The organism is Pigmentiphaga daeguensis (assembly GCF_039523035.1).
Taxonomy (GTDB): domain Bacteria; phylum Pseudomonadota; class Gammaproteobacteria; order Burkholderiales; family Burkholderiaceae_B; genus Pigmentiphaga; species Pigmentiphaga daeguensis.
The window spans coordinates 77,057-102,480 of the sequence record NZ_BAAAEN010000018.1 but is presented as its reverse complement, the minus strand read 5'-3'; the positions used below and the strand labels follow the sequence as shown (position 1 = coordinate 102,480).

Genomic DNA, 25,424 nt, shown 5'->3' with positions numbered 1-25,424 from the left:
TCCAGGCCACAGCGGCCGCTTCGACGGAACGACTGCGTTCCGCCGTTTCTTCGTGCATATCGACCTAGCCTATCTCTATCGCCTCGTGGTGCGGCCCCTGGTCTGGGTGATCCTGGCCGCCTATTTCCTGTTCGCGGTTGCCCTGGTGGTCGTGCGCTACGCCGTGCTGCCCGCCATCGACGACTACCGGCCGGGCATCGAGCGCATGGTCGGCCGCGCGATCGGGGCCTCGGTCACCATAGGCCGAATCGATGCCGAATGGCTGGGCCTGCATCCCAGCTTCGAACTGTCCTCCGTCCAGGTGTCGGATGCCTCCGGGCAGTCCGGGCTGGTCCTGCCTCGCGTGTCGGCCATCCTGTCGTGGCGCAGCCTGCTGGTGCTGGAGCCGCGCCTGCTGCGCCTGCAGCTCGACGCGCCCGAACTCGAGGCGCGCCGCGATGGGCAGGGGCGCTACTGGATCGCCGGCTGGGAAGTCGATCCCCAGGCCCGGGGCGGATCGCGCGAAGGCCTGGACTGGCTGCTGGCCCAGCGCGAGGTCGTGGTACGCGGCGCCCGCCTGCGGTGGAACGATGCCCGGCGGGAGGCGCCGCCGCTGGAGATCGGCAACGTGGCCTTCGTGATGCGCAACACCGGGCGCCACCACCGTGCCGCGCTCAGGGCCGAGCCGCCCGCCGCGCTGGGGTCCATGCTGGACGTGCGCGCGGACTTCACGCATGGCTGGTTCACGCTGGACGCCTCCGATCCGCAGCAATGGCGGGGGTCGCTGTACGCGGCGCTGGACGGCGTCGACCTGGCGGGATGGCGGACCTGGTTGGACCTGCCGGGCGAGCCTCGGCAGGGCGCGGGCAACCTGCGGGCCTGGATGGATTACGACCGTGGACGAATCCGCTCCGGCAGCGCGCGCCTGGCCTTGCGCGACCTGAGCGTGCAGCTCGGGCCGGACCTGCCGCCGCTGGACATCGCTAGGCTGGCGGGCCGGGCCGAGCTGTCCCCGGTGGCCGGCGGCGGCTACCAGCTGGACCTGGCCGGGCTGGACGCGGCGACCGCCGATGGCCTGGCGCTGCATCCCCAGCGGCTGGCCGCCACCTGGACTCCGGGGCGCCAGGGCACGCCGCCCGCCACGCAGCTCGAGGTGGACGGATTCGATCTCGCGACCGGCCTGCATCTGGCGGACCGCCTGCCCCTGCCAGCGGCGGCGCGCGAGAAGCTGGCCGAGCTGCGGCCCGAGGGCCGGATCGACGAACTGCGGTTGGGCTGGCAGGGGGCGCCCGCGCAGCCCACCGGGGTGTCGGGGCGCGCGGCGTTCTCGGGGCTGTCGATCGCGGCGGCGCCGGAACCGGCGGTCAACGATGGCCACCATCCGCAACGGCCGGGGTTCTCCAACCTGCGGGGCAGCATCGAGGTGGACGCGCAGGGCGGACGCGTCGACGTCCACGCGCGCGACGCCGTGCTGCGCTTTCCGGGCGTGTTCGCCGAGCCCGACCTGCCCATGGACGTCTTCGATGTCCGGGCCGCGGCCCGCAAGGGGGCCGACGGCGCCTGGACGGTCGACGTCGAGCGCCTGGATTTCAGCCGCCGCGGCGTGGAGGGCAGTTTCAGCGGCAACTGGAGCAGCCAGGGCCGCGGGCCCGCCGGCACCCTGGACCTGCGGGGCACGCTGGCGCGCGCCGACGTGCGCGAGGTCCATCGCTACATCCCCATCGTGGTCGGCGCGGACGTTCGGACCTGGCTCCAGCATGCGCTGGTCTCGGGACAGGCCGAGAATGTGGCCGTGCGCCTGCGCGGCGACCTGGACACCTTTCCCTACGGCGCGGACAAGTCCGGGGAGTTCCGGGTGGCAGGCAAGGTCAGCGGCGTGACCCTGGACTACCTGCCCGAACCCCTGGCGCGAGGCGAGTTCTGGCCCCGGCTGGAAGACCTCGCGGGGGATCTCGTGTTCGACCGGGTGTCGATGGGCGTGGACGTCCGCTCAGGCCGCGTGCGGGTGGACCGCGCGACCACCGTGGCCATGGGGCGCACGCGCGCGGCCATCGCCAACCTCGAGCATGGGCCGCTGCTGGAGATCGATGGCGAGACGCGCGGAGCGGCGCCGGCGTTCCTGGCCTTCGTCAAGCGCTCGCCGGTGGGACACATGATAGGCGGTGCGCTGGACGACGCCTCCGCCAGCGGCAACTTCGTGGTGCCCCTGTCCCTGCGCATTCCGCTCGACCACCATGACGCGGATCCCGGCCATGCCGAGGTGCAGGTCAAGGGCGAGGTCCGGCTGTCGGGCAACGATTTCTCCCTGGCGCCCGCCGTGCCGCCTTTCTCGCGGCTGACCGGGACGGTGGCCTTCGACCAGCATGGCATCGCCCTGCGCAACGTGGCGGGCATGGCTCTGGACGGCCCGCTGAAGCTGTCCGGCGGCCCGCAGCCGGACGGCACGGACCTGCTGCGGGCCGAGGGCTCCGCATCGGCCGCGGCGCTGGGCTTCTGGTGGAAGGCCCCCGGCATGGCGCGGCTGTCCGGCCGCACGGCCTACAAGGCCTCGGTGCGGATCCCGCCCGGCAAGACGCCCACCGTGCTGGTGGAGTCCGACCTGGTGGGGTTGGCGGCCGACCTGCCCGCGCCGCTGGGCAAGACCGCGCAGGAAGCGCGCCCGTCGCGGCTGGAATGGAGCGGAAACGCCGCCACGGCGGACAAGCCCCGGATGGACTGGTTCGCCGGCAGCCTGGGGCCCGCCGTCAACCTGCACGTCGAACGCGACTACGCGTCCGCCGGCACCGTGGCCGCCGTGCGGGGGGCCATCGGCATCAACCGCGCGGCCACGATCGGCGGCCCGGGGCTGAGCGTGAGCGCTTCCCTGCCAGAGGTCGACGTGGACGCACTGCGCAAGGTGGCCGCGGAGTTCGAGCCGCCCAGGGATCCGGCGGCGGGGGCCGGCCAGGGCGGGGGCGCGGACATTCCCCTGAACCGCATCAGCCTGTCGACCCCGGGGTTGCGCGTGCATGGCCGCCAGCTCGACAAGGTCACGCTGTACGCCGTGCGGCAGGAGACAGGCGGCAACGCCAACTGGCGTGCCGACGTCGAGTCGGCCCAGTTGGCCGGCCGCCTGTCATGGGCCGAAACCCGCGGCGGCGAAGGGCCCAACCGCCTGAGCGCGCGGCTGTCGCGGCTGGTGGTCGACAGCGAGACCGAGGACGCGGATCGCGGCGACGCGCTGGACGAGCCCGCCGCCGATGACCAGGACGTGCCGGAAATCGATCTCGTGGCCGAGCGCTTCGAACTGTTCGGCAAGGCGCTGGGACGGCTGGAGGTGCTGGCCCAGAGCTCCGACCGGGGCCGCGAATGGCGGCTGCGCCGGTTGAACGTGAAAAACCCGGACGCCGAGCTGGACGGTTCGGGCGTCTGGAAGCTGGAAACCGGCGCCCGCCCCGGAGGCCGGCGCGCGATGTCGCTCGACGCGGTGCTCAAGCTGGCCGACACCGGCAAGTTCCTCGAGCGCATGGGCGTGCACGGCGCCATGGCGGGCGGGACGGGGAGCATGTCGGCGCAGGTATCGTGGCGGGGCCTGCCTTACACGCTGGACCTGGCGAGCCTGTCCGGCAAGGTCGAGCTGTCGCTGGACAAGGGGCAGTTCCTCAAGGCCGAGCCGGGCATCGCCAAGCTGCTGGGCGTGCTGTCGCTGCAATCGCTGCCGCGCCGGGTGACGCTGGATTTCCGCGATATCTTCAGCGAAGGCTTCGCCTACGACACGATACGGGCGCACGCGGCCATCGCCAACGGCGTGGCCCATACCGACGATTTCAAGATGAACGGCGTGAACGCCACCGTCGTCATCGCCGGCGATGCCGACCTGGCGCACGAGACCCAGCGCCTGCAGGTGGTGGTGGTGCCCAAGCTAGATGCCGGCGCCGCCTCGCTGCTGTACGGGCTGGCGGTCAACCCCGCGGTGGGGCTGAGCGTGTTCCTGGCCCAGTTGCTGCTGAAGGATCCGCTGTCCAAGGTCCTGGCCTACCAGTACGAGGTCACCGGCACCTGGACCGACCCCCAGGTGGCCAAGGTCGGCAGCACCAAGGTCGATGCGGCGGGCAAGGAAACGGCACCGCCCGTGGCCGAGCCGGCGGCACCACCGCCGTGATTCTGCGCGACAATAGCCGCATGCCCGTGCAACACACAGCCAGGAACCCCCGCCCATGACAGCTTCCGACCCCGCCGTGCGCGTGGCGGCCATCCAGATGGTTTCGACCCCCGACGTGGCGCGCAACCTCGCCGACGCCGAAGCCCTGATCGCCGAAGCCGCCGGCCGGGGCGCCAACCTGGTGGCCCTGCCCGAGTATTTCTGTTTCATGGGCCGCAGCGACCGCGAGAAAGTGGCCATCCGCGAACGCGAGGGACACGGCCAGGTCCAGGCGTTCCTGTCCGCCCAGGCGCGCCGGCACGGCATCTACCTGGCCGGCGGGACCCTGCCGCTGGAGTGCCCGGATCCCGACCGGGTCTACAACACCGCCTTCGTCTATGGCCCCGATGGCGCGGCGCTGGCGCGCTACGACAAAATCCACCTGTTCAACTTCCGCCGCGGCGCCGAGTCCTACGACGAGGCGCTGAGCATCCGGCCGGGCGCCTCGCCCGTGGGCTTCGACGCGGCCTGGGGGCGGGTCGGCCTGTCCACCTGCTACGACCTGCGGTTTCCCGAGCTGTACCGGGCGCTGGGGCAGGTGGACTTGATTTTGGTGCCGGCCGCCTTCACCTACACCACAGGCCAGGCGCATTGGGAAATCCTGCTGCGCGCCCGCGCGATAGAAAACCAGTGCTACGTGCTGGCGCCGGCGCAGGGCGGCACCCACCCCAACGGGCGCCGGACCTGGGGCCACGCGATGCTGGTCGACCCCTGGGGCGCGGTGCAGTCCGTGCTGCCCGAGGGCCCGGGCGTGGTCGACGGCCTGCTGGATCCCGCCCGCATCGCCGAGGTGCGCGCCGCGCTGCCCGCGCTGCGCCATCGTGTACTGTAGACCCCGTGGCGCCTGCCGCGTTTCGCAACGATTTCCTGATCACCCATCCATGCAACTCGTAGAACCGAACATCCAGTCCCTGGCCATCGCCAAATCCCTGCTTCTCGACCCCTGGGGCCTGGACGAGGCGGATCTCTCCCGCGCGCTGGGCGAGATCTTCACCCACAAGGTCGACTATGCCGACCTGTACTTCCAGTACACCCGCAGCGAAGGCTGGAGCCTGGAGGAAGGCATCGTCAAGACCGGCAGCTTCTCCATCGAGCAGGGCGTGGGCGTGCGCGCGCTCAGCGGCGAGAAAACCGCATTCGCCTATTCGGATTCCTTGTCCCAGGATGCCTTGCTGTCGTCGGCCCGCGCGGTGCGCACCATCGCGCGCCAGGGCGCCGGCCGGGCCAAGGTGGCCAGCGGCTATCGGCCCACCGAGGGGCGTTCGCTCTACCTGCCGCAGGATCCGCTGGTCTCGCTGCCGGCTCCCGACAAGGTCGCGCTGCTCGAGCGGGTGGAGCGCATGGCGCGGGCCAAGGATCCGCGGGTGGTGCAGGTGATGGCCGGCCTGGGGGCCGAATACGACGTCGTCCTGGTGGCCGGCAGCGACGGCCGCCTGGCCGCCGACGTGCGGCCGCTGGTGCGGCTGTCCCTGACCGTGATCGCCGAGCAGGACGGGCGGCGCGAAGTGGGCCACGGCGGCGGCGGCGGGCGTACCGGCTTCGATTATTTCAGCGACGAGCTGCTGCAGCAGTACGTGGACCATGCCGTGCACGAGGCGCTCGTCAACCTCGAGGCGCGTCCGGCGCCGGCGGGCGAGATGACCGTGGTGCTGGGCTCGGGCTGGCCGGGCATCCTGCTGCACGAGGCCGTGGGCCACGGGCTGGAAGGCGACTTCAACCGCAAGGGGTCGAGCGTGTTCTCCGGCCGCGTCGGCGAGCGCGTGGCGTCCAAGGGCGTGACCGTGGTCGACGACGGCACCATCCCCGGCCGCCGGGGTTCGCTCAACATCGACGACGAAGGCAACGTCTCGCAGCGCAACGTGCTGATCGAGGACGGCATTCTGCGCGGCTACATGCAGGACTCGCTGAACGCGCGGCTGATGAAGACGGCGGTGACCGGCAACGGCCGGCGCGAATCGTTCGCCCACCTGCCCATGCCGCGCATGACCAACACCTACATGCTGGCCGGCGACAAGGATCCCGAGGAAATCGTGCGCTCGGTCAAGCGCGGCCTGTATGCCGTCAACTTCGGCGGCGGACAGGTGGACATCACCAACGGCAAGTTCGTCTTCTCGACCTCCGAGGCCTACATGATCGAGGACGGCCGGATCACCTATCCGGTCAAGGGCGCGACGCTGATCGGCAACGGCCCGGATGCCATGACCCGGGTCGGCATGATCGGCAACGACATGAAGCTCGATTCCGGCGTGGGTACCTGCGGCAAGGATGGACAGAGCGTGCCGGTGGGGGTGGGGCAGCCCACGCTGCGGATGGAAGGGTTGACGGTGGGCGGCACCGCCTGAGCGGCCGCGCCTGGGGAAGGCCCGGCGGCGGCCGAGCTTTCCACTGGGAGAAAAGTCGGGAAATGTCGATGGACAGCGTGCCGCGCGGGTTCGTATATTTTTCGCGAACCGCACGCGGCGGACCGTCGCCGCTGCGCCCGTCACCCGCTACCCCCATCCCGCCGCCATGTTTCTCGATCCCGAGACCGCACCCGGTTTCAAGCGCAGCCTGTTCAACGCCATCGTCGCGCCGCGGCCGATAGGCTGGATCAGCTCCCTCAGCGCCACGGGCGTGGCCAACCTCGCCCCGTTCTCGCATTTCAATCTCGTCTCCACCGCGCCGCCGGTGCTGATCTTCTCGTGCAACGCCGCGGGCGACCGCCCGGAGAAGGACACGCTGGCCAACGTCCGCGCCACCGGGGAATTCGTCGCCAACCTGGTCACCTGGGACCTGCGCGAGGCGATGAACCAGACTTCGCTGAACGTGCCGCACGGCACCGACGAGTTCGCGCTGGCGGGGCTGGAGAAGCTCGCCAGCGTCAAGGTTCGCCCGCCGCGCGTGGGCGCCTCGCCCGCCCATCTCGAATGCACGCTGCTGCGCATCGTCGAGATCGAGCCCGAGCGGCCCGGCGAGACTCGCAGCTCGGTGGTATTCGGCCGCATCGTCGGCGTGCACCTGGACGAGGCGTTCATGACGGCACAGGGCCATTTCGACGTCGCCCGCACGCGTCCGCTGACCCGTCTGGGCGGCTCGCAGTATTCCTCCGTCGGCGAACTCGTCGAGCTGTCCCGCCCCAACCCTCCGCTCAACTGAACGACACGCTACGAATCCAGCCATGGCAAGCGACAACGACTCCACGGTGCTGCGCGACGCAGACCTGATCGACCTGGACAACCCGCTGACGGCCGGTGGCCGGCGCATCGGCCGTGCCCAGAATTTCTCGGTCGAATGGATAGACAGCACCCAGCCCCATGCGGCGCGCAGCGAGCACGAACTGCTGCTGTTGCTGCCGGGCGCGGGCGCGCACATCGAGTACGAAGGGGGACGGGCCGATGCGCCCGGCCGTTCGCTGTGCATCGTGCCGGCCGGGCGCTGCACGGTCACGCTGGATGCGCCGGGTCCGGGCATTCTGATCGCCAGTTCGCGCCCGGACCTGGCGGAGCAGGATTACCTGAACGCCGTGGAGCACGATCCGCGCGTCGTCGCCTCGACCCCGGCGTTCCGCCGCGTGCGCAAGGCCGGCGAGCTGGTCGTGATTCCCGTCGACGATATCATTGCGCCACCCGACAAGAAGCGCCTGAAGATGCTGCAGACCGATACCCTGAGCATCAACTGGGTCGAATACGACGGTCCGCGCGACCGCACGCAGCTCAGCCCCCACAGCCACGCGCGCTTCGAGCAAGGCTCGCTGGCCATCGAGGGCGAGTTTGTGCACCACCTGCGCACGCCTTGGGGCAACGACGCGACGCGCTGGCGCGACGACCTGCATGTGCAGGCCGATCCGCGCACGTTGCTGGTGATCCCGGTCAATCTGGTCCACACCACGGAGGGCGTCGGACCGGGCTACCACCTGCTGATCGACGTGTTTTCACCGCCACGGCGCGATTTCATCGCGCACCATTGGATCTGCAACTCGGCCGACTACGAGGATCCGGCCGCCGGCGCCTGAGGCGCGCCACCCATAACGATTCATTCCTGGAGACATCATGTACCGTTCCGAGCTTTCGGCGGCGCGCGCTTGCCCACGCGCCGTCCGTACCGCCGCGCGCCTGCTGGGCGCCGTTTTCGCGCTGCTGGCCGCCGCGCCGTCGCAGGCCCAGGGTCCGTATCCCACCCAGCCCGTGACCATGCTGATCGGTTATCCGCCCGGCGCCATCGTCGATACCGTCGCGCGCCAGTTGGCGACCGTGTTGGCCCCCATGCTGGGCCAGGCCGTCGTGCCCGAGAACAAGGGTGGGGCGGCGGGCCTGGTCGGCGCCAACCTCGCCTCCAAGGCCAAACCCGACGGCCATACCATCCTCTTCACCGCCTACACCTCGTTGCAGATCGCCGCGGCCACCAACCAGGGACTCAGCTTCGATCCGGTCAACGGCCTGCTCCCGGTGGCCTCGGTGGGGCGGCCGACCACGCTGTTGCTGGTTGGCGCCGATTTTCCGGCCAAGACCTTCGAGGAGTTCGTGGCGCTGGTCAAGAGCCGGCCGGGCATCTACAACTTCGGCACCAGCGGCATCGGTTCGCCCAACCATTTCGCGCTGGAGCACCTGAACGCGGCCTTTGGCCTGAAGATGACCGCGGTGCCGTACAAGGGCGCGGCCCAGATGCTGACCGACATGCTGGGCGGCCGGGTGCAGGCCATCTTCGGTTCCTCGTCGCTGGCCGCCGGCCATCTGCAAAGCGGTACCGTGCGGGCGCTGGCCATCGGTTCGCCCGATCCCAGCCCCGCCTTTCCCAGGCTGCCGGTGATCGCCCGCAGCGGCGCGCCGGGCTTCAATGCCAGCGGCGCGCTGGGCGTGTTCGCCCCGCCCTCCACGCCGCCCGAGGTGGTCGAGCGCCTCAATACGGCCATCAATGCCGCACTCAGGGATCCCGCGGTCCAGAGCAAGCTGGGCGAAGAGGGGATCATCCTGGACGTGCAGAGCGCTGCGGATTTCGGCAAGAAGTATCGTGGCGAGGCGCGGGACATCGCAGGTTTCATCCAGCGCCATCAGTTGCGCATCCAGTAAGCCAGGGGGACAGACATGCCGCATCTGTGGATGGAGTATTCCGACAACCTGGAGTCGCACGTCGATGTCGACGCGCTGCTCGATGACATACACCGCGAGGTGGCGGCCGACGGTGTCTTTCCGCTGGCCGGGCTGCGTACCCGCGCGGTGCCGGTCCGGCGCTACCGCATCGCCGACGCCCACCCCGACAACGTCTTCGTGCATCTTGTCCTGCGCACGCTGCCTGGCCGGGATCCGCAGGTAAAGAAGGCGTCGACCGACCGCTTGTTCGCTGCCATCCTCGCACGATTCAAGCCCTTGTCCGACCGTTTGCCCATTGCTATCTCCATGCATGTGGAAGAGGCTTCGCCCGATCTTGGCTACCGCCTCAGCACCTATCGCCAGCACATGGCGGCGCGCGCCGCGGCCGGTGCCGCCGAGGCGCAGCCGGCATGACCCGGCCGCATCCGGACGCGCCGGACGAACGCGCCCGCGGCGGCATCCGCAGCGTGGAGCGGGCGATCGAGCTGTTGCAGGCCCTGAACCGGCAGTCGGTATCGAGCATCGACGATCTGCACCGGCGCACCGGCATACCCAAGTCCACGATCGCACGGCTGCTGCGCACGTTCGAAGCCAAGGGGCTGGTGGCGCAATCGGTGCGGTTCGGCGCGTACTACCTCGCCTCGGGCGTGGCGTCGCTGTGCTGCGGCTACAACCACCAGCCGCAGGTGATCGAGGTGGCTACGCCCGTGTGCGACGCGCTGACGCGCGAATTCAAGTGGCCGGTCACGCTGGCGCTGCTGGACATCGACGCGATGGTGGTGCGCTACAGCACCATTCCGCAGTCGCCGCTGTCGCTGCTGCATTCGTCGATCAACCTTCGGCGCAGCCTGGTGGGGCGGGCGCTGGGCCTGGCCTACCTTGCATTCTGCGATCCGCAGGAGCGCGAGTTCATCCTGGACGTGGTGCGCCGCACGGGCCGCGAGGAAGACGCGCTGGCGCATGACCCCGAGGGGCTGGAGCGCCTGCTGGAGGAGACCCGGCGGCAGGGGTACGCCCTGCGCGTGCCCGAGCTCAGCCAGCAGTCCTGCACGCTGGCTGTTCCGGTTTTCCACCATGGCGGCGTCGCCGCCACGCTGGGTCTGACCTGGTTTTCGTCGGTGATGACATCGGTCGAGGCGGTGGATCGCTATCTGGCCAGGCTGGTCGAGTCGGCCGATCAGGTTTCCAGGGGGCTGGGCCGGTTCAAGCCCGAGTCTTCCCGGGAGCCCTAGGATTGGGGCCGCCGTCTCAGGCCACACCCGAAGCCGGCAGCCGCTCGGGCCGCCGGTCATCGGGCCGCTCGCGCAGCATGTCCAGCAGTTCCCGCCGCCGGCCCGCGTAGCCAGGGTCGTCGAACAGGTTGTCCATCTCGTCCGGATCGTCGGCCAGGTTGTACATCTCGCCCGCGCCGCTGCCCTGTTCGTGCGTGAGTTTCCAGTCCCGGGTGCGTACCGTGCGCAGCTTCAGTTCCACGCCGCAGCGCGAGGCCGCTACGTCCCATTCGCTCAGGGCATAGTCCCGGCCGGCGTCCGCGCCTTCCAGCAGCGGCCGCAAGCTCCGGCCGTGCTGCGGCCCCAGCGCGGCGGTGTTCGCGTAGTCGAACATCGTGGCCGCGAGGTCCAGGGTCGAGACCGGATCGCGCACCTGCACGCCGGCTTGCACGCCCGGCCCGCGCGCCACCATGGCCACGCGCAGCAGGCCTTCGTAGGCCATGGGTCCCTTGAGCATCAGGCCGTGGTCGCCCAGCCATTCGCCGTGGTCCGAGGTGAAGACGACCAGCGTGTCGCCGTCCAGTCCGTACTCGTGCAAGGCCTTGAGGATGCGGCCTACCTGGTGGTCCACCAGCGAGATCATTCCGTAGTAGTTGGCGATGATGTTGCGCAGCTGGGCATCGGGCTGGGTGGGGATGCGCGAGAAGTTCTGTCGCAATGCCTGGACCTCGGCGCTGCCCACCGGCCGGCTTTCCATGGCGGCGCGATGCCACCAGGGGCGCCGATCGTAGTCGGTGGAACGGTGGCGGGGCAGGTCCACGTCGTCCGGATGATGCAGCCGGGACCAGGGTTCGGGGCAGTCGAAGGGATGGTGCGGATCGGGGAACGAGGCCCACAGGCAGAAGGGCTCGTCGCGATGCGCGCGCAGGTATTCGATGGTCCGGTCGCCGATCCAGGTCGAGTTGTGCCAGGCCACGGGCAGGGCCGAGTTGAAGGTTTGCGGCGCGCCGCTGGGTGGTCCCAGGTCGGTCTGGTAGAGGCGGTTGCGCATGTCCCCCAGCCCGTCGCCGTAGTACCAGCGAGAATGGTGCAGGCCGCCGGGCAGCGGCGTGGGCAGCCAGTAGTTGTGGCCTTCGACGACCAGTTCCACGTGGCCGAAGCCCATGTAGGGACCCGACCAGTCGGGCCCCAGTTCGGCCTCGGTGTGCTGGCACTCGGGCCGGCCGGTGCGGGCGAATGTGTGGTGCGTGGAGAAATGTGCCTTGCCGATGAAGCTGGTGGCGTATCCCGCCGCGGCCAGGCTGCCGGCGAAGCCGGCTTCGCCCGTGCGCTCGTCCAGGTCGATGCCGTTGTCGCAGACGCCGTGGGTCAGCGGCAGCAGGCCGGTCAGTATCGATGCCCGTGATGGCTGGCATACCAGGTTGGGCGTGATGCACGACGAGAAGTGCGTGCCGGTGCGAGCCAGCTCGTCGATGTGCGGCGTCTTCACGCGCCGTCCGGCAAAGCCCAGGCAGTCGCCCCGGTGCTGGTCGGTGGTGATGAGCAGGATGTTGGGGCGCTTCATGGCTTGCTTTGCTGGCTCTTGATCTTGGCGATGACGGGGACGAGGCGGCGAGTGTCCGCGGCGATGCGCTCGCGCAGCTCGCGCGGGCCGCCTTCGCCCGCCGCCAGGCCCTGGGCCTGCAGCTTGTCGCGCACCTGCGGATTGCGCAGCACCGCCTGGACGGACGCGGTCAGCTTGTCGATCACCGCCGCCGGCGTGCCGGCCGGCGCGAACAGGCCGAACCAGCTGTCGAAGGTGAAGCCCTTCACCTTGTCCTTGAGCATGGGCAGGTCAGGCAGGTCGGGGATGGGCGTGGCCGCCGTGTTGGCCAGCCCCTGGACCTTGCCGCCCCGGACCGGCTGGATGGCCGTGCTGGCGGCCAGGAACATCATGTCGATGTGGCCGCCCATCACGTCCACGAAGCCCTGGGGCGCCGCCTTGTACGGCACGTGCTTGAACGACACGCCGGCCTCCTGTTCGAACAGCGCCATGCCCAGGTGGTGGGTGGAGCCCTCGCCTCCGCTGGCGTAGGTGATCGTGTCGGGGCGGGCGCGCGCCTGCTCCAGCAGTTGTTCGACCGATTTGAACGGCGCCGTGGGCGAGGCGACCAGCACGTAGCGCAGGGTGGACAGCGTGGCGACCGGTTCCAGGTCCTTCTGCGGCTGGTACGGCATTTTCTCCATCAGGAAGGGCACCGCGGCGAAGGAGGCGTCGATGCCCAGCAGCAGGGTATAGCCGTCGGGCGCGGCCTTGATCACCGCCTGGGTGCCGATGATGGTGGCGCCGCCGGGCTTGTTCTCGACGATGATGGGTACGTTCCACTGCTTGCCGAGCTGTTCGGCGACCAGCCGGCCCACCATGTCGGCGGCGCCGCCGGGAACCGAGGGCACGACCAGCGTGACGGGGCGGTCGGGATAGGCGGCCTGGGCACCGGCCGCGAAGGCGAGGGCGGCCACGAGGCCGGTGGCGGAATTCAGCATGATCGTCTCCTTCGATGCGTCCGTTCCTGGTGGCGGACGCTTCATCTGCGGCAGATGATGGCCGATCTCGATCATTGCGGTCCAATGATATATTTGGCCATCAACATATCAAAATTGGTATGTAATGCCCGATGCTTCCGAGACCGCGCTGCGCGCGGACTGGTACCTGCGCGGCCGGCTCCGGCTGCGCCACCTGCGCCTGATGGTGGTGATGGACGACGTGCGCAACGTGGGCGAGGCCGCGCGCCGCATGGCCACGACCCAGCCGGCGGTCTCCAGGATGTTGGCCGAGCTCGAGGGCATGGTCGGGGCCAGGTTGTTCGAGCGCACCTCGAAAGGGACCTTCCCGACGCTGCACGGCGCCTCGATGATCCGGCACGCGCGCTGGGTGCTGGGCGACCTCGAACGCATGGGACGGGAATGGTCCGAGCCCGGCGGCCTGGGCGTCGAGACCCTGAGCGTGGGCATCAACTCGTCCTCCGCCGCCTTCCTGGTCCCGCGCACGCTGTTGCGGCTCGAGCGCCGGACGGCGGGGGTCAACGTGCTGGTGCGAGAAGGTTCGATCGAGGCGCTGCTGCCCGATCTCCAGACCCGCAAGCTGGACCTGGTGGTGGCGCGGCTGGGGGCGGGCACGGCCGGTGCCGGACTCTCCACGCGCATCCTGGGTGAAGAGCCGATGTGCGTATGCGGGTCGGCCAGCCACCCGCTGGCATCCAGGAAACGGCCGTCCTGGAAGGACCTGGCGGCCTACCCGTGGATCCTGCCGCCGCGCGGCAGCCCGGTGCGCGCGGGGCTGGACATGCTGTTCCAGCGCGAGGACGTCCGTCCGGCCTCGCGGGTGGAATCGGCCTCGGTGCTGAACAACATGGTCCTGATGGACAACAGCCAGGCCTTGTCGGTGATGCCGCGCGCGGTGGCCGCCTATCATGCGCGCCGGCATGCGCTGGCGATTCTGGCGGTGGAGTTGCCGCCGGTGTTCGGCCCCATCGGGGTGATACGCCATGACAGCCTGGAACCGTCGCCCGCCATGCTGGCCCTGGTCGAATGCCTGGAGGAAGAGGCCCGGGCCCTGTCCCAGGCGCCGTGAGGCGATGCGCGGCCGCGGCAATCTGCGATATCATGGCGCAGGCATATACATACAGTCTTGTCTGTAAGTGTCTTCTTGCCCAATCCGCCCGCGGCGGAAGCGGACAGCCCTCTTCATGTCCAACTATTCCGATCCTCGCGCCGACACGTCGCTGAAGCTGTGCGAACACTGCGATGCCGTGTTCCGCCGGATCCGGCTCGACCCGGGCGAGCGGGCCTATTGCCCACGTTGCGGGTCCGAGCTCTACCGGAACAACGACCGGCGCTACGGAGCCCTGCTGCCGGTGGTGCTGGCCAGCCTCATCGTCTTCGTCTGCTGCAACGCCTTCCCCATCGTCACGATGGAGATCCAGGGCCTGAGCACGCGCACCACCGTCTGGGGCGCGGTCCGGGTACTGGCGCGGGAGGACATGCTGTCGGTCTCGACCCTGGTATTCGTCACGACCATCCTGATGCCGCTGGTCGAACTGGGCCTGCTGGCCTACCTGCTGGTGCCGCTGTGGCTGGGCCGGATCCCGGCCGGCTTCGGCCCGGTGGTGCGCCTTGTCCGGCTGGGGCGGCCGTGGGGCATGATCGAGGTCTTCATGCTGGGCATCGTGGCATCGCTGGTGAAATTGTCCGCGATGGCGATCGTGATCCCCGGCGTGGCGCTGTGGGCGTTCGGGGCGCTGACGGTGCTGCTGGCGATCGTGGTCAGCTTCGATCCGGCCGACCTGTGGGAGCATGCCGAGGCCATCGAGGCCGGCCATCCGTCTCCCGCGGAGCACCGGCCATGAGCCCGGTGCGCACCGCGGCACAGGCGGGCGTGATGGAGTGCCCGCAGTGCTCGGCCATCCATCCCCGCCGGCGCGGCGGCTTCGCGTGCGACCGCTGCGGTGCGGCGCTGCACCTGCGCAAGCCCGACAGCCTGCGCCGCACCTGGGCCTTCCTGCTGGCCGCCATGGCCCTGTACCTGCCGGCCAACATCCTGCCCATCATGACCACCGGCACGCTGCTGGGCTCGCAGACCAACACCATCCTGAGCGGCGTCGTCTACCTGTGGCAGGACGGCTCCTATTTCGTCGCCGCCGTGGTTTTCTGCGCCAGCATCGTCATCCCCATCTTCAAGCTCATCGTATTGCTGATGCTCGTCATCACGGCCCAGGCGCGTTCGACCTGGCGGCCGGTCGAACGCACCCGGCTGTACGGCATGGTCGAGGCCGTGGGGCGCTGGTCCATGGTGGACGTGTTCGTCGTCGCGCTGCTGGCTTCGCTGGTGCGCCTGGATGCGCTGGCCACCGTCCGGCCCGAGCCCGGCGCGATCGCGTTCGGTGCCGTGGTCGTGCTGACCATGCTCGCTTCGATGAGCTTCGATCCTCGCCTTATCTGGGACCCCATAGACGCCCATGACAACCAAGCCTGATACTCCCGCTGACGCCACGCCGGGCGAGCCGGCGCGCCGCCGGCCCAACCGGTGGCTGCCGTCGCTGGTCTGGCTGATTCCCATCGTCGCGGCCATCGCCGGCCTTTCGTTCGCGGTCAACAGCTGGTATGCCCGCGGGCCGACCATCGACATCACCTTCCGCTCGGCCGAAGGCATCGAGGCGGGCAAGACCAAGGTCCGCTACAAGGACGTGGACATCGGCCAGGTGAAATCCATCCGCCTGGCCGAAGACCGGTCGCACGTCATCGTCGAGGTCGAGCTGACCTCCGATGCCGCCAACTTCGCCGTCGAGGACAGCCGCTTCTGGGTGGTCAAGCCGCGCATCGCCGCCAGCGGCGTCAGCGGCCTGGGCACGCTGCTGTCGGGCGCCTACATAGGCGTGGACGCCGGACGTTCGCAGGAGCGCGAGGACTCGTTCACGGGCCTGGAAGTGCCGCCCATCGTGACGGCCGACACGCCGGGCAAGCAGTTCGTCCTGCACGCCGGCGACCTGGGCTCGCTCGACATCGGTTCGCCGGTGTACTTCCGCCGCGTCAACGTGGGCCAGGTCGTGGCCTATGACCTGGACCAGAACGGCAAGGGCGTGACCGTGCGGGTATTCGTCCGGTCGCCCTACGACAGCTTCGTCACCACCAGTTCCCGCTTCTGGCATTCCAGCGGCGTCAACCTCAAGCTGGACGCCGACGGCCTGAAGCTGCAGACCGAATCGATCTCCACCGTGCTGCTGGGCGGCGTCTCGTTCATCGACTCGCCCCACCTGCCGCCGGGGCAGCCGGCGCAGGACGATGCCGTGTTCCAGCTTGCCGGCAACCAGGACGACGCGCTCAAGGTCGACGACGGTCCGGCGACCAGCGTGGTGATGTACTTCGAGCAATCGGTCCGGGGCCTGTCGCCCGGCGCGCCGGTCGACTTCCGCGGGGTGGTGATAGGCGCCGTCCGCTCCATCGGCATCGAGTTCGACCGGTCCACCAATTCCTTCCGGCTGCCGGTGGTGGTGGACTTCTATCCCTCGCGCCTGGGCCTGCGCCGGCCCGGCGAGCCGGGCGCGCTGGATGCCGACGCGGAGCGCCGCCTGACGGACGCGCTGGTGCGCCGCGGCATGCGCGCCCAACTGCGCAACGGCAACCTGCTGACCGGTCAGATGTACGTCGCCATCGATTTCTTCAAGGGTGCGCCGCCGCCGGCCAACATGGGCCGCAGCCACGGCCTGGACGAATTCCCGACGATACCGGGCGCCTTCGATGAATTGCAGGGCAAGCTGGCCGACATCGTGGACAAGATCGGCAAGGTGCCGTTCGACGCCATCGGCCGTGACCTGACGGCGGCGCTGGCCGGCATGCGCGAGACCATGGCGTCCGCCGACAAGCTGGTGAAGCGGCTGGACGGCCAGGTCGCCCCGGAGATCGTGGCGACGATGGAGGACGCGCGCAAGACGCTCAAGGCGGCCGAAGGCACGTTCTCGGCGGATGCCCCCATGCAGCAGGACCTGCGGCGCGCGTTGCGGGAACTGATGCGCACGGCCAATTCGCTGCGCCAGTTGACCGACTATCTGGAAGAGAACCCGCAGTCGCTGCTGCGTGGAAAGCCCAAGGAAGAACGATGAAGACATTCGTGCTGGCCACGGCGGCGCTGGCCGCGGGACTGTCGGGTTGCGCCGCGCCGGTGGCGCCCGACGTCTACACGCTGCAGGCCCCGCCCCGGGACGCGGCCGCCGCGCCCTCGGCCGGACCGGCCATGGTGATCGACCTCGCCCCGGTGGCGCTGCCCGAGCGCCTGCGCCGTCGCCAGATCGTGCTGCGCGAGGATGGCGCGAAGGTACAGATGCTGGAAGGGCAGCGGTGGTCCGCCACGCTGGGCGACGAATTGCAGGATGCCCTGTCCTCGGCGCTCCAGGGCCGGCTGCACGCGGTGGACGTGGCCAAGGGCGGGGTGGCGGGCAAGCCCGCCTATCGCATCAACGTCGAGTTCTCGCGCCTGGACGCGCGCCTGGGCGGACCGGTCGAGGCCACCGTGGCCTGGTCGGTCAAGCCGTCGGCCGGCGGGTCGGTCGCCGACGTGGTGGCGGCCCACCAGGGGCTGGTCGCCCTGGTGGCCGATGCCATCGCCGCCAGCGTGCGCGCGGTGCCGGGCGGCGGCCCGGCGCCGTACTGCGCGGCGGGATAGGGCCGGCGAACCGGCCCGGGCGCCTCAGGCGATCGTCCTGGCCTTGCGCACGCTGTCGATCAGCGAGCTGCGCAGCAGGAACTGCCGGTGCCGCTGCGGATCGTCGGCGATCCTGCGGATGTCGTCCAGCGCCTGCGCGCGCACGGCGGGATCCTTCTCCTCCAGGCGCTTCTTGTTGTTGACCGTCTGCTGCTGCACGAACTCGATGTTCATCTGCCGGCGCCGGCGCTCGTAGCGATCGAAGACCGACGCGTCTTCCTCGCCCCGTTCGACGGCGGCCAGCATGTCGACCAGTTCCATGGCGTCGTGGATGCCGCAGTTCAGCCCCAGGCCGCCGATGGGGTTGTTGACGTGCGCGGCGTCGCCCGCCAGGAACACCCGGCCCTGCCGGAAGCGCGCCGCCACCCGCTGGTGGACGCGGTAGATGTTACGGTGCAGCACCTCGTAGGGCTCGGCCCTGGGGAACACGTGGGCAAGGCGGCGGGCCACCGCGGCGTCGCTCAGGGCCTCTTCGTCGGTCTCGTCCACGCCGGACGGAAACACCGCGCGCCAGCGCCCCTGCATGTCGTCCCCCGAGATCTTGAACAGGTTCGTCCAGGCGTCGGGGTGGGCGAGGTAGTTGCGGTAGCAGCAGCCCATCAGGCGCTCGAAGTCGTCCTTGACCGTGATGACGATGAAGCGCTCGGGCCAGGTCATGCCTTCGAACGGGATGTCCAGCGCCTTGCGCAGCGCGCTGCGGCCGCCGTCGGCCGCGATCACGTAGTCGGCCTCGATGCGTACCTCTCCGCCGGGGGCCTGGGCGGTCAGGGTCACGCCGTCCCCGGACTGCGCGACCGCCGTGATGCGATGCTCGAAGTGGACCGCCGCGTCCGCGTACGTGCGCAGTTTCTCGATGCCCATGTTGCCGAGCTTGTGCTGCTCGGTCTGCACGACGAAGGGGTAGGGCGTGTCGTCCTTCAGGATCTCGTGGTCGAACTGGGCCACCATGGACTGCGCGGCCTGGTCCCAGAACTGGAAGTAGCGCGCCGTCAGGCCTTCCTTGACGAAGCGGTCGATCAGCCCCACGCGGGCGATCATCTCCAGGGTCGAGCTATGGGTGGTGGCGGCGCGGGGGCTGTCGTCCACGCGCGACTCGGCTTCGTACAGCGAGACCCGGAAGCCCTGCTGGACGGCGGCCAGCGCCGCGACGACACCGACCGGCCCGGCGCCCACGATGGCGATGTGCTTGCTCATTCAATGGCCTCCGGTGGAGTAGTCCTGGGGAATGTCGCAGCGGGCCACGCGGACCGGGCGGTTGCCGGCCGGGGTGTTGCGGCTCTTGCCGACGAAGCGCGGAACGCCGGCGGTCACGACGGCCGACACCGCGGCGATGTCGCCGTTGCGCAGGGCATCGAGCGGATCGTCCTTGGATCCGCCCACGCAGGCGTCCAGCAGGACCACGTCGGCATCCTTGCCCGGCTTCAGGAAACCGCTGTTGATGCCGTAGACCCGGGCGTTGTTGCCGGTTGCCGCCGCGATGGCCCATTCCACCGGCATGTCGGTCAGGCTGGCAAGGTGGGTGATCGTGTACATCATGCCGAGCGGCATGATGCCGCTGCCGGTGGGCGTGTCGGTGGCGATCAGGAAACGGTCGAACTGGTCGGCCTTGCGCACCATGTCGCCCAGCATGAGCGTGGTGCGCAGGTTGCCCGCGGTGCAGACCTGCAGCGCGATCTCCGACTCGTACACCATCTTCGGAAAACCCTCGTCGGGCATGGCCACGGGGCCGCCGTTGACGTGGAACGAGACATGCGGGTTCATGGCGATCAGGTGCTCGGCCCAGATGCCCGACGAACCGGGTATGGACGAGCCGCCGGTATGCACGGTGGTGATCATGCCGTGCTTGCGGGCCCAGCCTATGGCCTGCACGTAGTCGTACGGGGTCTTGACCGCGCCGAAGCCGGCCTTGGCCAGCCAGACGCCCTGCGCGGCGATGTCGGCGAAGTCCTGTTCCACCAGGCCGGGTTCGATGATGATGGAGCCCGCATATACCCGCATGCCGCCCGGACGGTAGTCCTGGAAGCAGCGCTGGGCGGCCACCGCCAGCGCCTTGACGCCGGCCGGATCCTTGGGGCGGCCGGGCGTGTGCACTTCCGAGGCCGTGATGCCGGTGGTGACGCCGCCGTGCACGTAGCTTTCCAGGAAGCCCACGGTCTTCTGCCGCGGCGTGTAGTCGCCGAAGGTGTTGTGCACCTGCGAGTCGATTAGGCCCGGAATGGCGGTGGTGCCGGCCGCGTCGATGACCACGTCGGCGCTTTCGACTTCCGCAGGACTCAGCGTGCCGACCTTGGAGATCAGCCCGTCCTGCATCAGGATGGCGTCGCCCGAGGCATAGGGCTCGCGCCATTCGCCGGTCAGTATCCGGCCCAGGTTGACGATGGCGAGTTTCATCGTGTGCTCCTCAAACGAGTCCGTCCTTGCCCTGCACGTCCCGCAGCCGCAGGCCGCCCACGCGCGCGTTGAGCCGCTCGCGGTTGGAGACGGCGAACACCAGCGCGATTTCGTCGGGCAGGGGGCCGTCGGCGAAATACAGCGTCATGGCGTTATAGAGCGAGCGCACGTACAGCGCATCCTTGGAGGCCAGCGGCACGTCCAGCACCGTGCCCGGTCCGCCGATCTTGGTCACCGACGAGATCCAGGCCTTGCCGCCGCCGATCTCCTTGCGCAGGGGTTCGGCCGACGCCGTCGTCAGCAGCGCGTTGGCATGTTCCTGTTCCCCGCCCAGCCCGACCACGCCGGCCTTGCCGTACGACAGGATCGGATGGTCGCCATAGGCCGCGCGCAGACGGGCGGCCATGCGGGCGCCCAGTTCGGGGCTGGCCTCGATCATGGGCGACAGGTCTTCCACATATCGGCCGGCGTAGGGGTTTTCCACGAAGGCCACGATGGCCGCCTTGCGCAGCGATCCGTCGGCCGGCCGGCCGGCTTCCTCGAGCTTCTCTTCCACGATCGCCTGCCACCTGCGTACTTTCAATTGCATGTGTCGCTCCTGACGTCAGCCACCCTCGGCGAGGGTTTCAAATTCTTGTTGAACCGAATGTTCGACGATGTTATTGTCATACAATCATAAAGTCAATGAAGGTCAGGAGGACGCCATGCGCGGACGCGCCATTCTGTTCTCGGAAATGAAACCGGCCCCCGAGTGGGAGGACAGGTTCAACCACTGGTACGACACCGAGCACATCCCCATCCGCATGGGCCTGCGCGGTTTCGTCAGCGCCCAGCGGTACGCCGCGCCCGAGCGCAACTACCTGGCCGTCTATGAAATGGACGATCTGGCCGCGCTGCGCACCGTCGCCTACCAGGCCATCAAGCAGCATCCTTCCGAGGAAACGGCGTGGATGCTGCGCAACGTCTCCGGATTCACCCGCTACCTGTGCGAGGAAATCGGCAGCGCCGGCGACGCCTCGCCCGAAGCCCTGAATGCCCCGGTGCTCTATCCCGTGTGGTTCAACGTGCCCACGGAACACCTGGACGATTTCGACGCCTGGTACGAGCAGGATCACGTGCCGCTGCTGCTGGAATGCCCCCAGTGGCGGACGGTGCGGCGCTTCCATGTCAAGGACGGCGAGCCGGGCCGCTACAACCGGCTGGCGCTGCACTACCTGGACGACGTCGGCGCGCTGGAGTCGCCGGCCCGCGCGAAGGCCCGCGCCACGCCCTGGCGCGAGCGCCTCGCCGCCCAGCCCTGGTTCAAGGGGACATACGACCTGTTCGACCGCCACCAGGCCCGGCAACTGCCGCCGCTGTAACCGGAGACACGATCCCATGGACCTGAAGATCTCTCCGCGCTCGGTGCAACAGGAAACGGTGCGCCTGGTCCGCGAAGCCATCACCAGCGGCTACTTCAAGCCGGGCGAACGGCTGGTCGAGGCCAAGCTGTGCAGCCTGCTGGGCGTCAGCCGCACGTCCGTGCGCGAGGCGCTGCGGGTGCTGGCGACGGAAAAGCTCATCACCATCGTGCCCAACAAGGGGCCGTCGGTGGCCGAACTGAGCTGGGAAGAAGCCGAGAACATCTATCACCTGCGCGCGCTGCTCGAAGGCGAGGCCGCCGCGCTGGCGGCCGGGCGCGTCAAGCAGGACGACCTGCGCCGCATGCGCGAGGCGCTCGACATCTTTGCCGCCGCCGTCGACCAGCAGGACTGGAAGACGCGCATCTCGGCCACGGCGGATTTCTATGAAGTGATCATCCAATGCTGCGGGAACGCGGTCATGGGCGAGGTACTGCACGGCCTCTTGACACGCATCAACTTCCTGCGGGCCCGGACCATGGCCAGCCCCGGCCGCGCCAAGCACAGCGTGCGCGAGCTCGAGGCCATCTATGGCGCGCTGGAGAAGGGCGATGCCCGCGAGGCGCGCGCCGTGGCCGTGGCGCACGTAAAGGCGGCCGAAGCCGAGGCACGCGACGTCTATCGGGAAATGAATCACGCAGCCTGATTTTTCAACCACGCACGTCGGGGAATGGCATGAAAATGAAGTGGCGATTTGCAGGGGTTCTTCTTTCGCTGACCATGGCGGGGGCCGCGCATGCGGCATGGCCCGAGCGCGCGATCACGCTGGTCGTGCCGTTCGCCGCCGGCGGCAATACCGACAGCATCGCGCGGATCACCGCCGAATGGCTGACCACGCAGCTCAAGCAGACCGTGGTGGTCGACAACCGCCCGGGGGCCAACGGCGCGATCGCCGCGGACTACGTCGCGCGCGCCCGGCCCGACGGCTACACGCTGTTCATGGCCACCTTGCCGCAGATGGCCATCGTTCCGGCCTTGCAGAAGGTCCGGTACGATCCCATCAAGGACTTCGCGCCGGTGTCCATCGTGGCCACCAACGAGTTCGCGCTGGCGGTCCATCCCGGCTTCCCGGCCAAGAGCCTGCCGGAACTGGTGGACTACATCAAGGCGCGGCCGGGCCAGGTCGCCTATGCCTCGGCGGGCAGCGGCTCGGTCAGCCATTTGACGATGGCCATGTTCGTCAAGCGCGCCAGCCTGTCGATGATCCACGCCCCGTATCGCGGCGGCGCGCCGGCCATCGCCGACGTGGTGGGCGGGCAGGTGCCCATGTACTTCGCCAACGTCGCCGAGGTCCTGCCCTACGTCAAGAGCGACAAGCTGCGCGTCGTGGCGGTATCCGGCGAGCGCCGGTCGACCGACCTGCCTTCGGTCAAGACGGTGGCCGAGCAGGGCTATCCCGGGTTTTCCACGGAAACCTGGAACGGCATCGCCGCGCCGGCGGGCACGCCTCGCGAGGTGATCGACCGCATCGCCGGCTCGCTGGCGGAAGCGGGCAAGGACGCGGGGTTCGCCGCGAAGCTGGCGGCCATCGGAGTATCGGTACTGTGCAATACGCCCGAGCAGTTCGCCCGCAAGCTGGCCGACGACAACAAGGTGTGGGCCACGGCGGTCAAGGAATCGGGGGCGTCGCTGGACTGAATCAGAACCGTTCGTCGGGCCGGAGATAGCGCCATTGACCCGGCGGCAGGTCGCCCAGCGTCACGCCGCCGATGCGCACGCGCTTCAGGCCCACCACCTTCAGGCCCACCAGTTCGCACATGCGGCGGATCTGGCGTTTCTTGCCCTCGCGCAGGGTGAAGGACAACTGGTCGTCGTTCTGCCAGCGGACCTTGGCCGGCCGCAGCGGCTTGCCGTCCAGCGACAGGCCGTGGTTGAGCCGCTTCAGGTCGCTGTCGGGCAGGCGTCCCGGACGGGTGTATTGCACGCGGACCAGGTATTCCTTGTCGACGGTGGAGTCCTCGCCGATCAGGTGCTTGGCGATGCGGCCATCCTGGGTCAGTACCAAGAGGCCCACCGAATCGATGTCCAGCCGTCCGGCCGGCACCAGGCTGCGCAACTGGCTGGGCTGGAAGCGGATGGGCGAGCGGTCTCCGGTCCATCGCGTGCTGGCCTTGACCAGGGTCACGGCAGGCTGGTAGCCGTCCTCGGCCTGGCCGCTGACATAACCGACCGGCTTGTTCAGCAGGATGGTGACCCGCTGCGCCTGTTCGGCGCTGGCCTGGCGTTCGATGGTGATCTTCTGGTTCGGCAGCACCTTGCTGCCCAGCACCGACACCACCGCGCCGTCCACGCGCACCCAGCCGCGGCTGATCCATTCATCCGCCTCCCGGCGGGAGCAGAGTCCCAGTTCGGACATGCGTTTGGATAGGCGGACGGGTTCGGACATGCTGGCCACGGTCAAGAATCGGTGCAGAGGCGCTAGTGTAGTGGATGGGACCGTGGCCGCCGCCGCGACGGGTTAAGCTTGCGCCTTTGTCGGCCAGCTTCCGCCCCTCCGTCATGAGCGACATCGATCCCATCCTGTTCCCGAACGACGACCGTGCCCAGGCCGAGGCGGCCATCGCCGCCATGGATGCCGCCACCGTCCGCCACGAGGCCGAGCATGCCGGCACGCGCGTCGTCTGGCGCTCGGCCGGGCAGGGGAGTCCGCTGGTGCTGCTGCATGGCGGGCACGGCAGCTGGCGGCACTGGATACGCAACCTGGGGGCGCTCGCGCAACGCCACACCGTATGGGTGCCCGACATGCCGTCGTTCGGCGAATCCGGCACGCTGACGCCGCCCGCCGACCTGCCCCACCTGGTGGCGACCACTGCGGCAACGCTGGACCAGCTCGTGGGAGCGGACACGCCGATCGACCTGGCCGGCTTCTCGTTCGGCGGCCTGTGCGCGGCCCACCTGGCCGCGCGGCGCGGGCGCGTGGCGCACCTGGCCCTGCTGGGCGCAGCCGGCCATGGCACGCCGCGCCGGCAGAAGGCCGCGATGGTCAACTGGCGGCTGGCAAGCGGCGAGGCGGCCCTGGTCGAGGACCTGCGCCACAACCTGCGCGCCCTGATGCTGCACGACGAAAGCAGCATCGACGCGCTGGCCGTCGCGGTGCACCGCCAGGCCTGCGAGGCCACGCGCTTTCGCAGCAAGGCCCTGTCGCAGAGCGGCCCCACCAAGGGCATCCTGGACGGCTTTTCCATGCCCATCCTGTTCGCCTGGGGCGAGCACGACGTGACCGCGTATCCGGACCGGGTGGGGCCGTGGTGGGTCGACGGCCGGCCCGAGCGCCAGTGGCGCGTGATTCCCCATGCCGGGCACTGGGTGCAGTTCGAGCAGGCCGAGGCGACGAACCGGATGCTGCTGGCCTTTTTCGGCTGAGCACGCACGAAGGCGCCCTCAACGCCCGGTCAGCAGTGGATACGGATTGATGGCGCCACCGACCTCGTAGATGCCGTAGTGCAGGTGGGTGGGCGTGCCGCGCGCATTCCCGCTGTTGCCCACATAGCCCAGCGGCATCCCGGCCTGGATGCGCTGGCCCGCCCGCAGGTCGGCATAGCGTTCGAGGTGGGCGTAGTAGTGCATCTGCCGGCCCGGGCCCATGACCCACACTGTGTTCCCGCCCAGCGTATTGGTGCCGATCCGGGTCACGATGCCTTCCGTGGCCGACAGCACGGCGGTGTTGCGGCGGGCGAAAATGTCTATGCCTTCGTGGTGCCGGCCGTCGGCGCGCGGGGCGTTCCAGGTGTCCCGCAGGTCGCGCGGACGCACCCCCTCGACCGGCACCGGCAGGCGCGAGGGGGCGGGCATCGCCGCCAGTCTCAGTCCGTACAGGGGGATTTCCAGTGCCGGGCGGACGACGGGCCAGCCCAGCCACAGCGCCGCGGCCGCCAGCGTCCAGGCAAGCAGCCGGGGGCGCCGCCGGCGGGGCGGCATCCAGGTGTGGGAAGCGGGCGTGGCCATGGTTTCCGCCGTCCGCAA

The 25,424-nt window shown here is 69.4% G+C and carries 24 protein-coding genes; 17 read left to right on the top strand and 7 right to left on the bottom strand.

Annotation, left to right across the window (positions count from 1 at the left end):
* Positions 1–52 precede the first annotated feature (52 nt).
* The 8 genes from ABD104_RS20775 to ABD104_RS20740 all read left to right on the top strand — a co-directional run bounded on the left by ABD104_RS20775 (position 53) and on the right by ABD104_RS20740 (position 10,457).
* Positions 53–4,120 (top strand): YhdP family protein, encoded by a 4,068-nt coding sequence (locus ABD104_RS20775; protein ID WP_343928124.1) that lies wholly within the window; start codon positions 53–55, stop codon positions 4,118–4,120.
* A gap of 55 nt (positions 4,121–4,175) precedes the next feature.
* Positions 4,176–4,991, top strand: a complete 816-nt coding sequence (locus ABD104_RS20770; protein WP_343928123.1) for a carbon-nitrogen hydrolase family protein — start codon at positions 4,176–4,178, stop codon at positions 4,989–4,991.
* A 49-nt stretch (positions 4,992–5,040) separates the two neighbouring features.
* Positions 5,041–6,501: a metalloprotease TldD gene (gene tldD / locus ABD104_RS20765; protein ID WP_087837093.1), complete on the top strand. Its 1,461-nt coding sequence runs from the start codon at positions 5,041–5,043 to the stop codon at positions 6,499–6,501.
* A gap of 166 nt (positions 6,502–6,667) precedes the next feature.
* The gene (locus ABD104_RS20760; protein WP_087837092.1) at positions 6,668–7,294 is read left to right on the top strand and encodes a flavin reductase family protein; all 627 of its coding nucleotides are present in this window, start codon (positions 6,668–6,670) and stop codon (positions 7,292–7,294) included.
* A gap of 22 nt (positions 7,295–7,316) precedes the next feature.
* Positions 7,317–8,150, top strand: a complete 834-nt coding sequence (locus tag ABD104_RS20755) for a cupin domain-containing protein (protein ID WP_087837091.1) — start codon at positions 7,317–7,319, stop codon at positions 8,148–8,150.
* A 37-nt stretch (positions 8,151–8,187) separates the two neighbouring features.
* Positions 8,188–9,204 carry a Bug family tripartite tricarboxylate transporter substrate binding protein gene (locus ABD104_RS20750; RefSeq protein WP_279816710.1) on the top strand — a complete coding sequence of 339 codons (1,017 nt, stop codon included), beginning with the start codon at positions 8,188–8,190 and terminating at the stop codon, positions 9,202–9,204.
* Between the two features lie 15 nt (positions 9,205–9,219).
* Positions 9,220–9,639, top strand: coding sequence for a 5-carboxymethyl-2-hydroxymuconate Delta-isomerase (locus tag ABD104_RS20745; RefSeq protein WP_087837089.1), 420 nt, complete (start codon positions 9,220–9,222; stop codon positions 9,637–9,639).
* On the top strand, positions 9,636–10,457 hold the full coding sequence (locus ABD104_RS20740) for a DNA-binding transcriptional regulator (RefSeq protein ID WP_087837088.1): 822 nt from the start codon (positions 9,636–9,638) through the stop codon (positions 10,455–10,457). The genes ABD104_RS20745 and ABD104_RS20740 overlap by 4 nt, the downstream gene beginning before the upstream one ends.
* 16 nt (positions 10,458–10,473) lie before the next feature.
* On the opposite strand, the gene ABD104_RS20735 is transcribed toward ABD104_RS20740, so the two are convergent.
* Positions 10,474–12,000 carry a sulfatase-like hydrolase/transferase gene (locus ABD104_RS20735; protein WP_279816714.1) on the bottom strand — a complete coding sequence of 509 codons (1,527 nt, stop codon included), beginning with the start codon at positions 11,998–12,000 and terminating at the stop codon, positions 10,474–10,476.
* The gene (locus tag ABD104_RS20730; protein ID WP_279816717.1) at positions 11,997–12,959 is read right to left on the bottom strand and encodes a Bug family tripartite tricarboxylate transporter substrate binding protein; all 963 of its coding nucleotides are present in this window, start codon (positions 12,957–12,959) and stop codon (positions 11,997–11,999) included. Before ABD104_RS20730 ends, ABD104_RS20735 begins: the two co-directional genes overlap by 4 nt.
* Positions 12,960–13,083: 124 nt before the next feature.
* Between ABD104_RS20730 and ABD104_RS20725 the strand changes: the two genes are divergently transcribed.
* From ABD104_RS20725 to ABD104_RS20705, 5 genes are all read left to right on the top strand, one after another.
* Positions 13,084–14,046, top strand: coding sequence for a LysR family transcriptional regulator (locus tag ABD104_RS20725; RefSeq protein ID WP_279816719.1), 963 nt, complete (start codon positions 13,084–13,086; stop codon positions 14,044–14,046).
* A gap of 115 nt (positions 14,047–14,161) precedes the next feature.
* Positions 14,162–14,821, top strand: coding sequence for a paraquat-inducible protein A (locus ABD104_RS20720; RefSeq protein WP_132979179.1), 660 nt, complete (start codon positions 14,162–14,164; stop codon positions 14,819–14,821).
* Positions 14,818–15,447: a paraquat-inducible protein A gene (locus ABD104_RS20715; protein WP_132979180.1), complete on the top strand. Its 630-nt coding sequence runs from the start codon at positions 14,818–14,820 to the stop codon at positions 15,445–15,447. The genes ABD104_RS20720 and ABD104_RS20715 overlap by 4 nt, the downstream gene beginning before the upstream one ends.
* Positions 15,431–17,071: a PqiB family protein gene (locus ABD104_RS20710; protein ID WP_087837082.1), complete on the top strand. Its 1,641-nt coding sequence runs from the start codon at positions 15,431–15,433 to the stop codon at positions 17,069–17,071. The genes ABD104_RS20715 and ABD104_RS20710 overlap by 17 nt, the downstream gene beginning before the upstream one ends.
* Complete coding sequence (locus tag ABD104_RS20705; RefSeq protein ID WP_343928122.1) at positions 17,068–17,631, top strand: PqiC family protein; 564 nt, start codon at positions 17,068–17,070, stop codon at positions 17,629–17,631. The genes ABD104_RS20710 and ABD104_RS20705 overlap by 4 nt, the downstream gene beginning before the upstream one ends.
* Before the next feature lie 24 nt (positions 17,632–17,655).
* Here ABD104_RS20705 and ABD104_RS20700 read toward each other — a convergent pair whose 3' ends face one another.
* The 3 genes from ABD104_RS20700 to ABD104_RS20690 are packed head-to-tail and all read right to left on the bottom strand — an operon-like array spanning position 17,656 to position 20,650.
* The gene (locus ABD104_RS20700) at positions 17,656–18,864 is read right to left on the bottom strand and encodes an FAD-dependent oxidoreductase (RefSeq protein ID WP_087837080.1); all 1,209 of its coding nucleotides are present in this window, start codon (positions 18,862–18,864) and stop codon (positions 17,656–17,658) included.
* Positions 18,865–20,061, bottom strand: coding sequence for an amidohydrolase family protein (locus ABD104_RS20695; protein ID WP_087837079.1), 1,197 nt, complete (start codon positions 20,059–20,061; stop codon positions 18,865–18,867).
* 10 nt (positions 20,062–20,071) lie between these two features.
* Positions 20,072–20,650 carry an amino acid synthesis family protein gene (locus ABD104_RS20690; protein WP_087837078.1) on the bottom strand — a complete coding sequence of 193 codons (579 nt, stop codon included), beginning with the start codon at positions 20,648–20,650 and terminating at the stop codon, positions 20,072–20,074.
* A gap of 115 nt (positions 20,651–20,765) precedes the next feature.
* Between ABD104_RS20690 and ABD104_RS20685 the strand changes: the two genes are divergently transcribed.
* From ABD104_RS20685 to ABD104_RS20675, 3 genes are read left to right on the top strand one after another with little or no spacing between them, the layout of a single operon-like run.
* Positions 20,766–21,422 carry a DUF4286 family protein gene (locus tag ABD104_RS20685; protein ID WP_165963045.1) on the top strand — a complete coding sequence of 219 codons (657 nt, stop codon included), beginning with the start codon at positions 20,766–20,768 and terminating at the stop codon, positions 21,420–21,422.
* 16 nt (positions 21,423–21,438) lie between these two features.
* The gene (locus ABD104_RS20680; RefSeq protein WP_165963046.1) at positions 21,439–22,107 is read left to right on the top strand and encodes a GntR family transcriptional regulator; all 669 of its coding nucleotides are present in this window, start codon (positions 21,439–21,441) and stop codon (positions 22,105–22,107) included.
* A gap of 29 nt (positions 22,108–22,136) precedes the next feature.
* Positions 22,137–23,099 (top strand): Bug family tripartite tricarboxylate transporter substrate binding protein, encoded by a 963-nt coding sequence (locus ABD104_RS20675; RefSeq protein ID WP_087837075.1) that lies wholly within the window; start codon positions 22,137–22,139, stop codon positions 23,097–23,099.
* A gap of 1 nt (position 23,100) precedes the next feature.
* On the opposite strand, the gene ABD104_RS20670 is transcribed toward ABD104_RS20675, so the two are convergent.
* Entirely contained in the window at positions 23,101–23,847 is a 747-nt protein-coding gene (locus ABD104_RS20670; RefSeq protein WP_343928121.1) for a pseudouridine synthase, read from the bottom strand.
* Between the two features lie 113 nt (positions 23,848–23,960).
* Here ABD104_RS20670 and ABD104_RS20665 point away from each other — a divergent pair, with 113 nt between their 5' ends.
* Positions 23,961–24,824 carry an alpha/beta fold hydrolase gene (locus tag ABD104_RS20665; protein ID WP_087837074.1) on the top strand — a complete coding sequence of 288 codons (864 nt, stop codon included), beginning with the start codon at positions 23,961–23,963 and terminating at the stop codon, positions 24,822–24,824.
* Between the two features lie 18 nt (positions 24,825–24,842).
* Here ABD104_RS20665 and ABD104_RS20660 read toward each other — a convergent pair whose 3' ends face one another.
* The gene (locus ABD104_RS20660) at positions 24,843–25,406 is read right to left on the bottom strand and encodes a M23 family metallopeptidase (protein ID WP_343928120.1); all 564 of its coding nucleotides are present in this window, start codon (positions 25,404–25,406) and stop codon (positions 24,843–24,845) included.
* Positions 25,407–25,424 lie beyond the last annotated feature (18 nt).

What these genes read in the sequence shown, in the direction of transcription:
- ABD104_RS20770 (WP_343928123.1), top strand. Translation starts at nt 4,176, where the DNA reads ATGACAGCTTCCGACCCCGCCGTGCGCGTGGCGGCCATCCAGATGGTT.
- tldD (WP_087837093.1), top strand. Translation starts at nt 5,041, where the DNA reads ATGCAACTCGTAGAACCGAACATCCAGTCCCTGGCCATCGCCAAATCC.
- ABD104_RS20760 (WP_087837092.1), top strand. Translation starts at nt 6,668, where the DNA reads ATGTTTCTCGATCCCGAGACCGCACCCGGTTTCAAGCGCAGCCTGTTC.
- ABD104_RS20755 (WP_087837091.1), top strand. Translation starts at nt 7,317, where the DNA reads ATGGCAAGCGACAACGACTCCACGGTGCTGCGCGACGCAGACCTGATC.
- ABD104_RS20750 (WP_279816710.1), top strand. Translation starts at nt 8,188, where the DNA reads ATGTACCGTTCCGAGCTTTCGGCGGCGCGCGCTTGCCCACGCGCCGTC.
- ABD104_RS20745 (WP_087837089.1), top strand. Translation starts at nt 9,220, where the DNA reads ATGCCGCATCTGTGGATGGAGTATTCCGACAACCTGGAGTCGCACGTC.
- ABD104_RS20740 (WP_087837088.1), top strand. Translation starts at nt 9,636, where the DNA reads ATGACCCGGCCGCATCCGGACGCGCCGGACGAACGCGCCCGCGGCGGC.
- ABD104_RS20735 (WP_279816714.1), bottom strand. Translation starts at nt 12,000, where the DNA reads ATGAAGCGCCCCAACATCCTGCTCATCACCACCGACCAGCACCGGGGC.
- ABD104_RS20730 (WP_279816717.1), bottom strand. Translation starts at nt 12,959, where the DNA reads ATGCTGAATTCCGCCACCGGCCTCGTGGCCGCCCTCGCCTTCGCGGCC.
- ABD104_RS20725 (WP_279816719.1), top strand. Translation starts at nt 13,084, where the DNA reads ATGCCCGATGCTTCCGAGACCGCGCTGCGCGCGGACTGGTACCTGCGC.
- ABD104_RS20720 (WP_132979179.1), top strand. Translation starts at nt 14,162, where the DNA reads ATGTCCAACTATTCCGATCCTCGCGCCGACACGTCGCTGAAGCTGTGC.
- ABD104_RS20715 (WP_132979180.1), top strand. Translation starts at nt 14,818, where the DNA reads ATGAGCCCGGTGCGCACCGCGGCACAGGCGGGCGTGATGGAGTGCCCG.
- ABD104_RS20710 (WP_087837082.1), top strand. Translation starts at nt 15,431, where the DNA reads ATGACAACCAAGCCTGATACTCCCGCTGACGCCACGCCGGGCGAGCCG.
- ABD104_RS20705 (WP_343928122.1), top strand. Translation starts at nt 17,068, where the DNA reads ATGAAGACATTCGTGCTGGCCACGGCGGCGCTGGCCGCGGGACTGTCG.
- ABD104_RS20700 (WP_087837080.1), bottom strand. Translation starts at nt 18,864, where the DNA reads ATGAGCAAGCACATCGCCATCGTGGGCGCCGGGCCGGTCGGTGTCGTC.
- ABD104_RS20695 (WP_087837079.1), bottom strand. Translation starts at nt 20,061, where the DNA reads ATGAAACTCGCCATCGTCAACCTGGGCCGGATACTGACCGGCGAATGG.
- ABD104_RS20690 (WP_087837078.1), bottom strand. Translation starts at nt 20,650, where the DNA reads ATGCAATTGAAAGTACGCAGGTGGCAGGCGATCGTGGAAGAGAAGCTC.
- ABD104_RS20685 (WP_165963045.1), top strand. Translation starts at nt 20,766, where the DNA reads ATGCGCGGACGCGCCATTCTGTTCTCGGAAATGAAACCGGCCCCCGAG.
- ABD104_RS20680 (WP_165963046.1), top strand. Translation starts at nt 21,439, where the DNA reads ATGGACCTGAAGATCTCTCCGCGCTCGGTGCAACAGGAAACGGTGCGC.
- ABD104_RS20675 (WP_087837075.1), top strand. Translation starts at nt 22,137, where the DNA reads ATGAAAATGAAGTGGCGATTTGCAGGGGTTCTTCTTTCGCTGACCATG.
- ABD104_RS20670 (WP_343928121.1), bottom strand. Translation starts at nt 23,847, where the DNA reads ATGTCCGAACCCGTCCGCCTATCCAAACGCATGTCCGAACTGGGACTC.
- ABD104_RS20665 (WP_087837074.1), top strand. Translation starts at nt 23,961, where the DNA reads ATGAGCGACATCGATCCCATCCTGTTCCCGAACGACGACCGTGCCCAG.
- ABD104_RS20660 (WP_343928120.1), bottom strand. Translation starts at nt 25,406, where the DNA reads ATGGCCACGCCCGCTTCCCACACCTGGATGCCGCCCCGCCGGCGGCGC.